The sequence below is a fragment of the Polaromonas sp. P1_F2 genome (assembly GCF_056405735.1).
The window spans coordinates 153,651-168,181 of record NZ_JBFUBN010000009.1; the positions used below are offsets into that span (position 1 = coordinate 153,651).

13 protein-coding genes are annotated in these 14,531 nt (G+C 61.7%); 5 read left to right on the top strand and 8 right to left on the bottom strand.

What is annotated here, in order from left to right; translation table 11 throughout:
• Positions 1-544 precede the first annotated feature (544 nt).
• Complete coding sequence (locus tag AC1D0O_RS18125) at positions 545-970, top strand: hypothetical protein (RefSeq protein ID WP_477654893.1); 426 nt, start codon at positions 545-547, stop codon at positions 968-970.
• Position 971: 1 nt separating this feature from the next.
• On the top strand, positions 972-1,802 hold the full coding sequence (locus AC1D0O_RS18130; protein WP_477654894.1) for a hypothetical protein: 831 nt from the start codon (positions 972-974) through the stop codon (positions 1,800-1,802).
• Positions 1,803-2,573: 771 nt separating this feature from the next.
• Here AC1D0O_RS18130 and AC1D0O_RS18135 read toward each other — a convergent pair.
• The 5 genes from AC1D0O_RS18135 to AC1D0O_RS18155 all read right to left on the bottom strand — a co-directional run bounded on the left by AC1D0O_RS18135 (position 2,574) and on the right by AC1D0O_RS18155 (position 9,372).
• Positions 2,574-4,007: an AbiJ-related protein gene (locus AC1D0O_RS18135; protein WP_477654895.1), complete on the bottom strand. Its 1,434-nt coding sequence runs from the start codon at positions 4,005-4,007 to the stop codon at positions 2,574-2,576.
• 14 nt (positions 4,008-4,021) lie between these two features.
• Positions 4,022-5,209 (bottom strand): phospholipase D family protein, encoded by a 1,188-nt coding sequence (locus tag AC1D0O_RS18140; protein WP_477654896.1) that lies wholly within the window; start codon positions 5,207-5,209, stop codon positions 4,022-4,024.
• Positions 5,210-5,562: 353 nt separating this feature from the next.
• Positions 5,563-7,881, bottom strand: a complete 2,319-nt coding sequence (locus AC1D0O_RS18145; RefSeq protein ID WP_477654897.1) for an FUSC family protein — start codon at positions 7,879-7,881, stop codon at positions 5,563-5,565.
• A gap of 79 nt (positions 7,882-7,960) precedes the next feature.
• On the bottom strand, positions 7,961-8,950 hold the full coding sequence (locus AC1D0O_RS18150; protein ID WP_477654898.1) for an inositol monophosphatase family protein: 990 nt from the start codon (positions 8,948-8,950) through the stop codon (positions 7,961-7,963).
• Between the two features lie 134 nt (positions 8,951-9,084).
• Complete coding sequence (locus AC1D0O_RS18155) at positions 9,085-9,372, bottom strand: DUF1330 domain-containing protein (protein WP_477654899.1); 288 nt, start codon at positions 9,370-9,372, stop codon at positions 9,085-9,087.
• A gap of 102 nt (positions 9,373-9,474) precedes the next feature.
• On the opposite strand from AC1D0O_RS18155, the gene AC1D0O_RS18160 reads away from it, so the two are divergent.
• Genes AC1D0O_RS18160 through cysE form a run of 3 tightly spaced genes read left to right on the top strand, consistent with a single transcriptional unit; the run spans position 9,475 to position 11,927 of the window.
• A complete protein-coding gene (locus AC1D0O_RS18160; RefSeq protein ID WP_477654900.1) occupies positions 9,475-10,335 on the top strand; it encodes a LysR substrate-binding domain-containing protein in 861 nt (286 codons plus the stop codon).
• A gap of 14 nt (positions 10,336-10,349) precedes the next feature.
• Complete coding sequence (locus AC1D0O_RS18165) at positions 10,350-11,141, top strand: RNA methyltransferase (protein WP_477654901.1); 792 nt, start codon at positions 10,350-10,352, stop codon at positions 11,139-11,141.
• 9 nt (positions 11,142-11,150) lie between these two features.
• Positions 11,151-11,927: a serine O-acetyltransferase gene (cysE, locus tag AC1D0O_RS18170; protein WP_477654902.1), complete on the top strand. Its 777-nt coding sequence runs from the start codon at positions 11,151-11,153 to the stop codon at positions 11,925-11,927.
• A 125-nt stretch (positions 11,928-12,052) separates the two neighbouring features.
• Here the strand turns inward: cysE and AC1D0O_RS18175 are convergent, their stop codons facing one another.
• From AC1D0O_RS18175 to yjgA, 3 genes are read right to left on the bottom strand one after another with little or no spacing between them, the layout of a single operon-like run.
• Positions 12,053-13,324 carry an amidase gene (locus AC1D0O_RS18175; RefSeq protein WP_477654903.1) on the bottom strand — a complete coding sequence of 424 codons (1,272 nt, stop codon included), beginning with the start codon at positions 13,322-13,324 and terminating at the stop codon, positions 12,053-12,055.
• Positions 13,321-13,917 carry a molybdopterin adenylyltransferase gene (gene mog, locus AC1D0O_RS18180; protein ID WP_477654904.1) on the bottom strand — a complete coding sequence of 199 codons (597 nt, stop codon included), beginning with the start codon at positions 13,915-13,917 and terminating at the stop codon, positions 13,321-13,323. The genes AC1D0O_RS18175 and mog overlap by 4 nt, the downstream gene beginning before the upstream one ends.
• Positions 13,914-14,522 carry a ribosome biogenesis factor YjgA gene (yjgA, locus tag AC1D0O_RS18185; RefSeq protein WP_477654905.1) on the bottom strand — a complete coding sequence of 203 codons (609 nt, stop codon included), beginning with the start codon at positions 14,520-14,522 and terminating at the stop codon, positions 13,914-13,916. The genes mog and yjgA overlap by 4 nt, the downstream gene beginning before the upstream one ends.
• Positions 14,523-14,531: the final 9 nt, after the last annotated feature.

Sequence of the window (14,531 nt, forward strand, 5' to 3'; positions counted from 1 at the left end):
TTAGGGACCATTTAGAGGCTACACGACGCTATTCTGTGCATGGGGGAGTCTTTTCGGGTGTGAAAGTGCGCGAGGACGATGTGCCCGTGCCCGGCTTTCACCCCTCTTTCGATGACGATCACGTCACCATCAAAGATTTGTAGGCGATCATTGAGGAGCTGCTGACGCGCATTACGAATATGGTGGCCGGCCTCACGATCAGCTTGTCGAACAAGTCGATCCGGGTGGCGCCCAGATCCTCCGCCGAAGACGGTAAGCCCGCTTTTACCAAAAAGTCGAGCTCGGGGACCCAAATGGGGGAGGCGTTCAGCAGTTGAGAGCGCGGACACTGCGCGGCGCGATCAAGACGGCTGAGAGAGGTTAACCATCAGGAGCGCAAGCTCTGTAGCAATGCTGCGCCAAGGGTTGTCTGCATATCAGTACGGGCAGGGCTCGAGATTTGGGGGCTGTTCGCCCGTAGAATTTGCTATCAGGGTGCGATACGCGTTGTTTTCATAAGACGAATTGTCTCCACCCGGTGTGACATGGCAGAAAAAAGGACTTTATGAGCGACAAAGAGCAACTTAAATCCGTGCTGAAAAAATTGGCCGAGGACGGCTGGGCCGCAGACTCGCAACCTGTGCTGCTCAGCAACATCCCGCCGATGCTCCATGAAGCGATCACGGATCCAGATTACAAGAAGCTTTTGGGAAGCACTTCTCTGAAGTCTTTTATAAAGGCCACCGGCGAGGAAGCGGGTTATCAACTTATTGAACATCCAATTAAGAGCGCTAAAGTGGCAATCGCGCCTTTGAATGTCAATTTTGAGTTCGATGATGTGGATGCTGCGGCGCGCGCTAGCAAAACTGCCAACGTTAAGAGCTCTGCTCGCGCCACGCTAGCTTTCTTAAAAGCATTGGAGACCCTCTCCGAAGAAGATCAAGCAAAGATCGCTATTCCCGTTTCGGTTTTGATCAAACTGCTACGGTGAGATGAAAATTTTTATTTGCTTGATTTCTTCAAACGAGAAAATCAACGCCATCTATGGCAAGGCCAATCGGGCATTAATTCCAAAAGAATTCTGGAAAAGTCCAATTCTCAACGGCGCTGAGCTGCACATTGAGATGAAGTCGTTCAATCCGACTAAAGGGACTTCCCTCGACGAGTTTCTGCTCTCTGAAGTCAAGACTTTCGACGCCGCGATTCTTGTCATTGAGCAAGGCCAGGAATATGTTGCGTCTGCGGTAAGAGACGCCTTCTTCAGCGCTATCGTTCCCATCGCGGAACCCATTCCCAGCCCGCAAAATTTTTTCGCAGCAATTTTTGCGAAGCTGCTTAAAAATTTTCTCAATTTGTGGGAAATCATGTCGGAGTCAGCGAATGAGCAGGCGATGCTTCTTCCGCTGCGAAATTTCGCAGCAAACGATCGTCAATCGTTGGCGGTTCTTTGCCGCGACAACTTCACGATCGGACCATTCAAAGATAACGTCAAAACGTTGACGAGCTCATTAAAAGGGAGGAGACGACCCCAGAGACGATCGAATTCGAAAAGAATGCACTTTGTGGACGATCAGGAAAAGCTTTTTGAATATGGGCACGAGGACCATTCCAGGCATGCCACTGGAACTCCGCATGCGGCGTCGTGCGACATCGCAGGCAATTTTCGTTTTGGAAAACGATTCGCCCCTGAGCGGCACTTCAATGTGTTCAAAGAGGTGAAAGAGCAAACCAGCATCTCTGGCAGCTTCCCTGATTGCCACGGCGCTCTCGTCGTTGTCCCGGAGCGGCGACACATCAACATGTTCAGTAACGACTACCACTAAGAAATAAGCGGCAATCAACATAAAGTTAATTACCGCTATTTGGGGTATCTAGCTGTGTTACCAGATGCGGCAGGCAATATCGAAGACATGTCTCGCTAAAACACTTAAGTTTCTGGAGAGCTTCCGCGCTATCATCCTGCACCAAATCGCCAAGTCAGTGTCAATTTCTTGAATTCACGAACTGGACATCTGGTCAGTAGATGAAGTAGCTAGTTTACAACAAGAATAACGTGGTGTCAATGACACAGATACATATGTGCTAGTGGCGAGCTACGGGCTAAAGAAACGCAGTTGAGGGGTGTCACCTGTCGACATAGTCTAGGTTATCAAATGCGCGGCAAGTTCGCGCGATTTATTAGTTCTGCCAACACGTAACTAGATTCCATTTGCGCCCATCCCAATCGATGCCGTTTGCGCCGGCAGTCAAATTGTTGCCATGAAAAAGGCTCCAGATCAGGCAGTCAGTAGTGAACTCGTCGTTGAGCTTGGTGGTGGGGGCCAAGAGCTGGTCTCTGTCGTTTTGCCATGTTTTTTAATCAAGAGTCTGGCGGCAAACGCTACCTGCGCGAAAGCGCTCGTCACCGGACAGTGCGGCAACTTTCACAGAGGGATTTGGTGGAACTTTCCTAGAAACTATGGCCGCAGTAGTCGAGACGCCTGCCAAGGCATTGGCTTCGATGCTGTTGGGCGACACTTGCCCCCAGTCTTGCTTCGGACAATCTTCACGGTTTGCTTGAACATCCAAATTCTTCCTCGGAGATTCGTCAAGTCCTACGGCTGCAGGATGCGGTGCTTCTTGAGCAGTCCATCGAAAAAGCTTTTGAGCATCGTCTCTGAACGTTCTCCGACAGTCCAGGTGTCTATAGCTACGTCTGAAAATTCGGCGCCGCCAAATCGATACACCTCGTAGCCAGATAACCGAAGTCTTCGATCTTCACTGGCCATCTCTGCGTATCGCTGTGCATCAGCTGTCCACTTTCCGAGGGCTTCTTCATTTGCGTAATGCTGCCGACCGTCGACCTCAATCACGATGCGCACACCGTGCTCTAGCATTAAGAGGAAGTCCATTCTCTGCCGAGCGAGGAACTGCTCATCGCCCCTTTGGCGCTTTGTGTATGGGTCGTAGTGGAGGAAGACTTGTGGAAGCAATGCCGGCAGCTTGTCGGCCAGGACCGGTGCGTATAGCTTGTAGTAGCTGCGAAAGATGGCGTATTCACCTGGTGACCGTGCTGAGCGCACGGACTGGCTAAGGCGTTGATAGAGCTGAGTCTTTGCTTCTTCTTCACTGACTGAGTGGCCTGTGGCCCACCAGTCTCTCAAATGCTTCCATTCAAGAGCTCCCTGTGGCGGCAGGGGGATGTCGTAGATCAGGACGTGCTCAGCATTTTTGGTGATCTCCACGTCATTATTTATAGCGTCGCGGAACACAAGCTCCGGCTTGGGGCCAGTCGAAGCGAAGATGAGGTTCTTCATCGCGCCGCTTACCAACGATCGTTGCTCCACAACCTCATATACGGGATACCCTGAGTCTGAGCCTGTGGCGGATACGAGGTAGCCCGAGCGTGCCAGAGCAGCTGAAATATGCGTGGCTAACCGTTCCTGGGTCTCGTCTCGGCGACTCGCGGGGTGGAGAACCTCTTTGATCAAACTGAAAAAGCGCGCTTGGCTGCAAGTGAGTACACCACACCTGATGAGCATCGCCTCGCTCGACATGTCTTCGGGATTTCTCAGGTAGTGCTGCTCAATGTCATCCCTGAGAGAACCGCGGATTCGAGTGGTGAAGCCAAAGACCTCTTGAAAAATGTTCCCGAACACCGCTTCCAGCACCTCGAAGAGGTCACGCTCTCCAAATAGGGTGTCAACGGAATTTAGCGTCTTGAGGGTGTCTCGTCTGACGATTTCGGACACTGGTCTGTCGGCATACTTCACCGCACTGATGATGTCGTCAATGCCAGGACTGGGATACACCTCGTGAACTTCTTGAGCGATTTTCAGAAGCTCACCAGGTCCGAAGGCTGAGAGCCTTGCTTTGACGTAAGACCTTTTGCTCGAATGCGCCTCGTGTGAATCAGCTTCATCAACCGATTCCTGAATTGAAAAGCGAACGCAGATCGACGGGACGTTATAGGATTTGACTTCATGGGCGATCACCTCGGCAATCTCTTGTCGAAGTTGCTCAGGGTCGAATGCCAGTTTGGTTGCCATAACGCCGCTCGCGGTTACTCGACGTAAAACAAGGCGTCCAGCATCGCAGCTCGTCCTTGCCAGGCTTCGAGGTCCACTGGATCAGAAGGAGGAGGGGACTTCCACCAGGGAGTGTCGATCAGGCGCCCAATAATTTCATACCAGTAGCGGTCGTAGTTCAGTCCGCTCTTTCGGATATCAAATTCATCAGTTAGCTTGTCGCGGTTCTTGCTGTCTACACAGAGGAAATAGTCGGGTCGCTTCAGTGCGAGTAGGCGCGACGATGTGCCAATACCGTCTCGGCCGTTGGGGAATGCTTTCACGTATTCCTCGATGAATGCATCGTATTGGGGCTTGCTCACCTCTCCCGTGAGGGGAATTCGGTCCAAGGCGTGAGAGAGGTGGACATTGTTATTGTTGATGGCCTGCTGAAAGTAGCCCACACCCATCATGGAGCCAAACCACTTGGCATCTTTGGCAATCTTGGAGTCCATGCCAGCCACAGCCTTGCGCTCCTCCTGACTCATGTCTGAAAAGCGTGGAGACCTTGTGAAGAGCTTTCGAACAATCGAGAGCAGTTCCAGGCGATCGTTGAAATTGTGGATCTTGTCTGCCTTTACAAGGCCCAGATACTGCGCCCAGTCCATCGTCATCAATGGCATATACACCGGAGCGGTGCCACTTTTGGTTTCCCCATATTGGCCTTCAAGCCGCTTGAGTTCGGGTTGCCTGAGTTTCCACAGTTTGCGGTAGTTATCCGCTTCCTCATGGCTCACCGCTCTCGCTTCCTTGAATTGGGCCTCGATGAATGCGAGCGCCTGGTCCAATACTTCGGGCTGACCGTCCTTATGACTGATGAGTGTTGATAGCTCGGTATTCACGGTCATTGCACCCTCGGTAAAGTTGGCACTTCCGATAATTATTTCGAACTCTGTGCCGGTGCCATCGTGAAAGCAGTAGACCTTGGGGTGGAATACGCCAGCGGGCTGGAGCATGAACCGAGTTGTTGCAGACCCCACGAAGGCATCGAGCACGTCCGGGTGGGTTTGATAAAAATGTGTGCCAATGACGGCATGCTTCACCTTGGTGCGATGAGAGAGCAGGCTTTTAAAGGCCTCCGTGCCGGCAGATGCCCATGCAACTGCCAGACTCACATGCTGATATTTGGTGAAAAGCCTCGTGAGATGCGCCTTGAAGGCGGTGCCATTGGAGATGAGCTGCACGTCTGTCCCTAGTGTTTTCTTCCATCATAGATGGCAGCACCACCAGGCAGGGCTAATGTTCTTCTTGGCAGCGCTCGCTCTGCCTTAGCGGACAACAACATTGAATGTCATGAATGCTTTCACCGTCGTGCCAAGGTCGCCTGCCGCTCCCTGGTGATCTCTAACGCTTCTCTATCAGCAGTTAGAGAACTGCCGCCAATTCACCGCCAAAAAATGCTAAATGCTCCTGAGAGCCTTTATCCATGCGGATACGGCAATGTTGCTGCATCATGGGCGTGTGAGCGGCCAGCGGCGGCATGCCTGAGTTCACGGGGCTGGCGGTACTGGCTAGTTCGGGTCTCACGGGGAGGTTGTCACTCATGCGTTGGGTGGGAAGAAGCGGCGGGCGCCGGGGCCAATCCCGCATTATCGATGGGCGCCGGCCTGGCCGGTTTGGCAGGTTCGGCCAGCACGCGCGCCTGGGCCTGCCGCAGTTCCCGCGCCATCGCGCAGGCCAGCTCCAGCCGGCGCAGCAGCCAGGGCGTGAGGTCGGTGATCATCAGCGGGTCGGGCCGGGGCTGGAAGGGCTGGCCGGCGATGGCCGGGCCGGCTGGGGGCGGCGCGGCCCCGGTGTCCGACAGTTCGGCTTCGATGCGCTTGGCGGCCCGCGCCAGCGCCGGCCTGGCGACGGCAAGGTCGAGTTGGGCGCGGTGCAGCAGCAGCAGGGATTTGACGGCCGTGAGCTGGGCCAGCAACTGGTAGCTGCGCGCCTGCAGGGCCTCGAGGGGCTCTAGCGGCGGGCGCACTTTCTGCGGCTCGGCCAGGCTGCGCTGGGCGGCCAGCGTGAGGTCGGACAGGCTGTTGTAGGCCTCGCGCCGGGCCAGCCGCCAGGGCAGGTCGGACGCCCGGGCCTCGTCCAGCAATGCAAGCGCGAGCTGCGCATGCCGGGCCTGGGCGCGCGCGCTGCGCAGCGCCAGCGCCGGAATCTGGTTGCGCTCCCAGGCCGGCAGCACATAGCTGAACAGCCAGGCGATCAGCGCGCCCAGCAGGGTGTCGGCCAGGCGCTCGACCATGGCGAAGCCGGGCTGCGCGCCCGCCAGCAGCAGATGCGCCTGCAGCAGGCCGGCCACGGTGGCCGCGATCGAGGTAAATAGGTAGCGCCGCAGCGCAAAGGCATGCGCCAGCCCCATGCTGAGCGCGATCACGCCGAAGATGGCCCGGGCGCCCGGGTGCGCGGCCAGCACCAACATGACCAGCGCGCAGCCCAGCAGCGTGCCGACGACGCGGGCGTTGCGGCGCTGCACGGTTTGCGCCAGGTTGCCGCGCATCACGACCACGATGGTCAGCAGAATCCAGTATTCGTGCGCCACCCAGGGCAGGCGCAGCGACACCGCATAGCCGGCCGCCACGGCCAGCGCGCAGCGCAGGGCGTAGCGCAGGATGGGCGCACTCCAGCCGAGCTGGCCCAGCAGCGGCTTCCAGGACCAGTGGGTGGTGCTGACGAAGAGCTGCCACTGGGTGCGCACGGCCGACAGCCCGGGCGGGATGTCGCCGCGCGCCAGCGCCGCCAGTTTCACGGCTTCGTCGTTGATGTGGCCTATGCGGTCGGCCATGTTGTGCAGCAAAGCGAGCGGGTCGGTGGTGTCTATGCGCAGCGGGTCGGGCGCCAGCGGGTCGATGCGCTTGGTGCGCGGCGGCAGCGCGCCGGCAAGCTGCGGCCGCAGGTCGGTGATGGCGATGATCACCGCGCCGTGCCGGCCCAGCAGCAAGTCCATGCCCAGCGCCTCGAGGCGCGCGGCGGTGCTGTCCAGCGCCAGCTGCAGGGCGGGCAGCACGGCCACGCTGGCGCTGTGCTCCAGCAGGAAATCCAGGTCCAGGTCGCAGGCGAGCTGGTGGTCGCGCGCCTCCAGCAGGCTCAGCAGCATGGCCGCCAGGCGCTGGCGCTCCGGCGTGGTGGGCGATTCCAGCACCACGTCGCGCGTGTTCTGCAGGTGGTCGGCCAGCGCGGCCTGCTGCTGCAGCATGCGCGCCAGCAGCGCGGGATGATCGGGCCGCGGGCCGAAGCGCTGGGACTGGGTGCGCAGGATCTGCGCGAAGCTGTGCAGGCATTCGGCCAGCAGCTGCGCACGAAAGCGCTGGTTCAGCAGGTGGGTGGTCAGCACCGCCCACAGCAGGTACAGCCCGGCGCCGGCCAGGAACCAGGCGCCGTGCAGCGCGATCTGCCCCAGCGTGGCCACCGGCGGCGCGGCCATGGAAAACAGGGTGGAAAACAGCAGCGAAAAACAGATGGGCCCGCCGCGCTTGCCCCAGGCCATCATCATCACGGCCAGGAAGGTGGCGGCCGTGACCACGATGCCCAGCAGCAACTCGTCGTGGCGCACCAGCTGCACCAGCATGAAGAGCGGCGCGCCCAGCAGCGGCGCGGGCAGCATCTGCATGATCTTGCGCCGGCGCGGCGCGGGCACGTCGGGCAGGCTGGTGATCAACACGCCCACCGCGGCCGTGGAGGCGGCGGCCAGCCCGGCGGCCTCGAAGATGGCCAGCATGATGAGCACCAGGCCCAGCGAGACCGTCAGCCCGTTGGCGACGTACTGGCTCAGCAGCACGTACAGGCTTTTTTGCAGCCAGCCCTGCGCCCGGCGCTGCAGGCGGATTGCCAGCGCGGGAGAAAGGGCAGGGTCGGACCGGTTCATGGTGTGCCTGGACACACTTTACCTTTACCGAAACGCGCGGACGTAAAAAAAGCCCGCGTGGCGGGCTTTGCAGTTTTCTTTAGAACGGGGCGTCCGGCTTGGCGGCCGCGCTGTCCGCGGCCTTGATGCGCTTGGCCTTGAGCGTCGGCTTTTCGGCCGGGGCGGCGGCGGGCGCCGCGCTTTCTTCGGCGCCTTCTTCAGGGTCTTGCGCGGCGCTCGTGTCCTTGAGGGCCTGGCGCACGGCGGCCTTGTCGCCGGCGCCGGCGAACTTGCTGTACTTGCCCAGGGTGCCCACCAGCTGGCCGTAGATGCGCGGGTTGCCGGCCACGCATTCGCCGTGGTCCATGAAGTCGGCTTCGCCGGTGAAATTGCCGATCAGGCCGCCGGCCTCGGTCACCAGCAGCGAACCGGCCGCCACGTCCCAGGGCTTGAGGTTGGATTCAAAAAAGCCGTCGCTGAAACCGGCGGCCACATAGGCCAGGTCCAGCGCGGCGGCACCGGGGCGGCGCACGCCGGCGCACTGGCTCATGACTTCGCCCAGCATGTTGAGGTAGGTCTTGAGCTTGTCGCCGGGGCGGTAGGGAAAGCCGGTGGAGATCAGGCATTCCTGCAGGCGGGTGCGCTTGGCCACGCGGATGCGGCGGTCGTTCATGTAGGCGCCGCGGCCTTTGGTGGCGCAGAAAATGTCGTTGCGGGTGGGGTCGTAGACCACGGCCTGTTCGACCTTGCCCTTGACGGCCAGCGCGATGCTGACGCAATAGACCGGGAAGCCGTGGATGAAGTTGGTGGTGCCGTCCAGCGGATCGATGATCCAGACGAAGTCGGAGTCCTTGGCGCCATGCTCGCTGCCCGATTCTTCGGCCAGGATGCCGTGGCCGGGATAGGCCGTCACCAGGGTTTCGATGATCGCGGCCTCGGCGGCTTGGTCGATCTCGGTGACGAAGTCGTTGGTCTGCTTGACCGAAACGCGGACGGCTTCGACGTCAAGCGCCGCGCGGTTGATGATGGCGCCGGCAGCGCGCGCAGCCTTGATGGCCACGTTGAGCATGGGATGGAGGTTGCTGGACATAATTTGTAGGGAAGAACGGGAAAATCCGGCGCTGGCGATGCGGGCGGCGGGCAATGCCGGTATTTTCCCATAAACCCGCGATACAGCCCCCTCCGGAGGGCGATACCGCGTCCAGGCGGCCCCGGGAACCGCGGCTAGGCGCCTTCCGCGATCAGGAAGTCCGCGTCGGCATGCTGCTGGCGTATGGCCCGCGCCGCCTGGTATTCGGGGCTGGCGTAACAGGCCCGCGCGGTCGCCATGTCAGCGAATTCCACGACGACGTTGCGCTCGCGGGAGCTGCCTTCCATGCTTTCGTAAGCCCCGCCGCGCACCAGGAAGTTCGCCCCGAACTTCTCGAAAGCGGGTCGTGCCGCCGTCAGGTAACGCGGGTATTCGTCGATGTTCCGCACCGATACGTGCACGATCCAGTAAGCCTTTGCCATGGTGTTCCTTGTGTTTTGAAGTGTTGAAGGCTGGACGATACGCGTGACATTCAATTCTGAAAAATGAATAATAAGGATTGTTTGTATCTTCAAGAGAGATTCATGGAGCTCAGTGATCTGGTGATTTTTCGGGCCGTGGTGGAGGCGGGCGGCGTGACGCGTGCGGCCGAGCGCCTGCACCGGGTGCAGTCCAATGTCACGACGCGTCTACGCCAGCTCGAGGAAAAACTGGGAACGCCGCTGTTTATCCGCGAAGGCAAGCGGCTGCACCTGTCGCCGGCCGGGCAGGTGTTGCTGGACTACGCGCAGCGCCTGCTGGCCCTGGCCGATGAGGCGCGCGATGCGGTGCGGGACGGCAGCCCGCGCGGCGCCCTGGTGCTGGGCGCCATGGAAAGCACCTCGGCGGTACGCCTGCCCGGGCCGCTCAGCGACTTTGTGCGCTTGCATCCCGAGGTCAAATTGACGCTCAAAACCGGCAACCCGCAGCAGCTGGCGGCGGCGGTGCTGGCCGGCACCATCGATGCCGCACTGGTGACCGGTCCCATCGTCGACGGCCCCTTCGAGCGCGAGCCGGTTTATCGCGAGGAACTGGTGATCGTGGCGGCGGCCGGCCATGCCGCCATCACCACCCGGGGCGCCGAGCCGCCGCGCAGCATCGTCGCCTTTGAGCAAGGCTGCCCGCACCGGGCCCGGCTCGAGCAATGGTACGCCGGGAAAAACAGCATGCCGGTGCAGACCATCGAAATCACCTCCTACCACGCGATGCTGGGCTGCGTGGTGGTGGGCATGGGCATCTCGCTGGTGCCGCTCAGTGTGCTGGCAACCTTTCCCGAGCGCGCGCGCCTGAGCGTGCATGCCTTGCCGCCCGGCAGCGACTGCGCGCAAACCGACCTGATCTGGCGCAAAGGCGCGATGTCACCGAAGATCAAGGCGCTGGTCCAGGTCCTGAAGCCGTCCGCATAGGACAATCCTGTCCCATGCGTACCCGATTCATCCTGATCAACACCAGCCACGCCGGCAATGTCGGCGCCACCGCCCGCGCCATGAAAACCATGGGTTTTGAGGACCTGGTGCTGGTCGCGCCGCGCTGGGCCAATGTGCTGAACCGCGAAGAAACCATACAGCGGGCCAGCGGCGCGCTCGACGTGCTCAAAAACGCCCGCATCGTGGAAACGCTGGACGAGGCGCTGGACGGCATGGCCCACCTGTGCGCCACGGCCATGACGCCGCGCGACTTCGGCCCGCCCACACGCGCGCCGCGTGAGCACTTTGCGGGTTTGCTGGGGCAGGGCGAGCCGTCTGGAGCGCTGCCTGCCGCGCCTGAGTCGGTGGCCTTTTTGTTCGGCTCAGAGCGATTCGGCATGCAGAACGAGGACGTCTACCGCTGCCATGTGGCGCTCAGCATCCCGACCGACCCGAAATTCGGCTCGCTGAACCTGGGTGCGGCGGTGCAACTGATCGCCTATGACTGGCGCCAGGCGCTGGGCGGCTTCAGCGTGCAGCCGGCGACGACCGAGCCCGCGCAGGCCGACGCGGCGGCGGTGGCCGGCATGCTCAGGCATTGGGAAGAGGCGCTGGCCGGCATAGGCTTCCTGGACCCGGCTTCGCCCAAAAAACTGATGCCGCGGCTCAACCAGCTGTTCAACCGCGCGCAGCTCAGCCCCGAGGAAATCCACATCCTGCGCGGCGTGGCCAAGGCCATGCTGCAAAAGGCCTCCGAAGCCGGGGGCAAAAACGCCGCTCCGGCAGCCATCCCGCGCCCTCAGTAGACTTCGCCTATGTTTTCCCGACTCCGCTCCGACATCCAGTGCATCCTCGATCGCGATCCCGCCGCCCGTACGGCCTGGGAAGCGCTGACCTGCTACCCCGGCCTGCACGCCTTGGTGCTGCACCGCCGCGCGCACTGGTGCTGGAACCACGGCTTCAAATGGCTGGGCCGCTTCATCTCGCATATTTCGCGCTGGATGACCGGCATTGAAATCCACCCCGGCGCCAAGATCGGCGAGCGGGTGTTTTTCGACCATGCCATGGGCGTGGTGGTCGGTGAAACCGCCGAGATCGGCGACGGCTGCACGATTTACCAGGGCGTGACGCTGGGCGGAACTTCGCTCTACAAGGGCGCCAAACGGCATCCGACGCTGGGCCGCGACGTGGTGGTCAGCGCGGGGGCCAAGGTGCTGGGCGGTTTTGTGGTCGGCGACGGCGCCAAGATCGGCAGCAATGCGGTGGTGATCAAGCCCGTACCGGCAGGGGCCACGGCGGTGGGCATTCCCGCGCGCATCATCCCGTCCAAAGTGGGTGAAAGCGCCGACGTCACGACCTCGCCCAAGTTCTCCGCCTACGGCATAACCCTGGACGACGACCCGCTCGGGCAGGCCATGAAAGGGCTGATCGACAACGCGTCGTCCCAGGAGCATCAGATCGCCCTGCTGTGGCAGGCGATTGAAAAGCTCTCAGGCTCGCAAACGGCCATGAACAAGGACTGCGTGCCCAAGGACGCGGCGCTCACGGAAACCTTTGAAGCCGAGAAGCTCAACCAGCTGGTCGGCAAATAAGAGCCACTCATAAAACCCTCCTGGCGTTGTTGCGCCGCCTTGCCGTGCTGTAGCACTGTCTGCGGCGACGCGCCTAGCCAGGACCGCTGCGCTGGGTTTTCTGAGTGTCTCTGGCTACAGGCCTTTCAGGCAGGCTTGAGGGCGCGTTCCAGGAAAGCGGCGGCCTGCAGGCAGGCCCGGTCCGCATACGGCGCGCCAATGATTTGCAGGCCCATGGGAAAGCCGTTCACCCCCGTGGCGCCGGCCACGTTCACGCAGGGCACACCGAGCAGCGTCCAGGCGCGGTTGAAGATCGCCGCACTGGTGCTGCCATACCCCGCGGGCGCTTCATCGGGCGCGCTGGGTGTCATCAGCACGTCGAAGCCTTCAAACCAGTCCGCGCAGGTTTTGCGGCCTTCTGATGCAGTGCGTTGCGCGGCCTCATAGGCGGCCGGCGTGATGCTGCGGGCCGCCAGCAGGTAGTTGCGCAGGATGTCCGACAGGGCTTCAGGGTGCCGGTCGACTTCATGGGCCAGGCTGCGCCAGACCTCGTAGCCCTGGATGATGTCCTGCGCGTCGAACACGTCCTTGATCCAGGCGGGCAGGGTGATGCGCCTCACGTCCGCGCCGGCTGCCTTCAATGCATTGCTGCCGGCTTCCAGTGCCTGCCGGGCGCTTGGGGACAGTTCGGCCCAGGGATAGGCCTCGGGCACGCCAATCACCCAGGGTTTCGGGGATGGCTGGGCATCGAGCGCCAGCGCACGTCCGCTGAGCGCCTGGGCAAACCAGGCCACTTCGGGCACGCTGGCGGCGAACAGGCCGACGGTGTCCAGCGACCAGGAAAAACATTTGAGCCCGCCCGTGGGCAGCAGGCCGAAGCTGGGTTTGAAGCCGGTGACACCGCAGTAGGACGCCGGGCGTATCACTGAGCCGCCAGTCTGCGTGCCGATGGCAAAAGGCACCAAGCCCGCCGCGACCGCCGCCGCCGAGCCGGCCGAGGAGCCGCCCGGCGTGCGGCCCGGTGCATTCGGGTTCAGCGTGGCCGTGGGCTTGAGGAAAGCGAATTCGGTGGTGCTGGATTTGCCGATCAGCAGCCCGCCCGCGCGGCGGATCACACCGACCATGGCCGCGTCGGCGCGTGCCGGTTCAGCCGGGTAGAGCGCCGAACCGTAGCGCGTGGGGAAGTCGCGGGTGTCGAAGATGTCCTTGAGGGCCGCGGGCAAGCCCTGCAGCGGGCCTGTGAGGGCAGGGAGTTGGGCCAGCGCCGTGGGCAGGTCCAGGCGGGTGGTGAAGGCGCGCAGCGTGGCGTCTGTCGCGTCTATGCGTGTAAAGGTTTCTGTGAGCAGGCTCGCCGCGTCCAGCGTGCCGGCAGCCAGCCCGGCGGCCGTCTCGATCGCGGACGGCGCTGGCGGCTTCATGGGGCCGGTGTGCGGATGGCCGATTTGGGCCGGAAGGCCTTGCAGACGGCCGGGTCGGTTTCGAGGTAGGGGCCGCCTATCAGGTCTATGCAATAGGGCACGGCGGCAAAGATGCCGGGCACCACAGCTTCGCCGGCCTCGTTTTTGAGGCCTTCCAGCGTTTCCTGGATGGACTTGGGCTGGCCGGGCAGGTTGAGGATCAGGCTTTTGTCGCGTATCACCGCGCACTGACGCGACAGGATGGCCGTGGGCACAAATTTGAGGCTGATCTGCCGCATCTGCTCGCCGAAACCGGGCATTTCCTTGTGGGCGACGGCCAAGGTGGCCTCGGGCGTCACGTCGCGCGGCGCCGGGCCTGTGCCGCCAGTCGTCAGCACCAGCGAGCAGCCGGCGTCGACCAGCGAGATCAGCGCGGCGCTGATGCCGGCCTGCTCGTCGGGAATCAGGCGTTCGTCAAAAGTGATGGGGTTGCGCAGCGCGCGGGTGAGCCAGTCCTTGAGCGCGGGCAGGCCTTTGTCGACGTAGACGCCGGCCGAGGCGCGGTCGCTGACCGAGACAATGCCGATCCTGACCGCCTCAAAAGCCTGGCTCATGCCTGGGGTTCCTCGGCCTCGTCCGGGCCTTTCGCCAGGGTTTGCCGCACCAGCTGGAAGATTTCGCGGTAGGACTTGCCGTGGCGCGGCGCTTCGCCGGGCTTTTCAGGTTTTGCATCCTTGCGGGCCTGGCGGACCAGGGCGCGCAGCTGTTGCGAATCGGTGCTGGGGTGTTCTTCCAGCCAGGTGCCCAGCGCGCCGTCGTCGGCGATCAGCTTGTCGCGCCACTGCTCGGCTAAGTGCAGCGCCAGCGTCAGGTCGGCCGAGCCGTTGAGCTGTTCGTTGATGGCTTCGCGGATGGGCTCAGGGTCCAGCGGGCGCATCAGCTTGCCGATGAACTGCATCTGGCGGCGTCTGCCCTCGAAGTTGGTGATTTTTTTGGCGTCGGCGATGGCGTCGCGCAGCTTGTCGGGCAGGTCCAGGCGCGCCATCAGGTCGGCGCGCAGGGTCAGCAGCGCTTCACCGAGCGCCTGTTTTTCATCGGCCTCGGCCTTGAGTTGGGTTTTACTGGGCGGGCCGACTTCTTCAAGCGCGATTTCCTCGGGTTTGACGAAGCGTCCGTTGGACCAGTAGCCCTTGATGGCCTTGGGAGTCTTGTTGTTCATGGCAGTCAG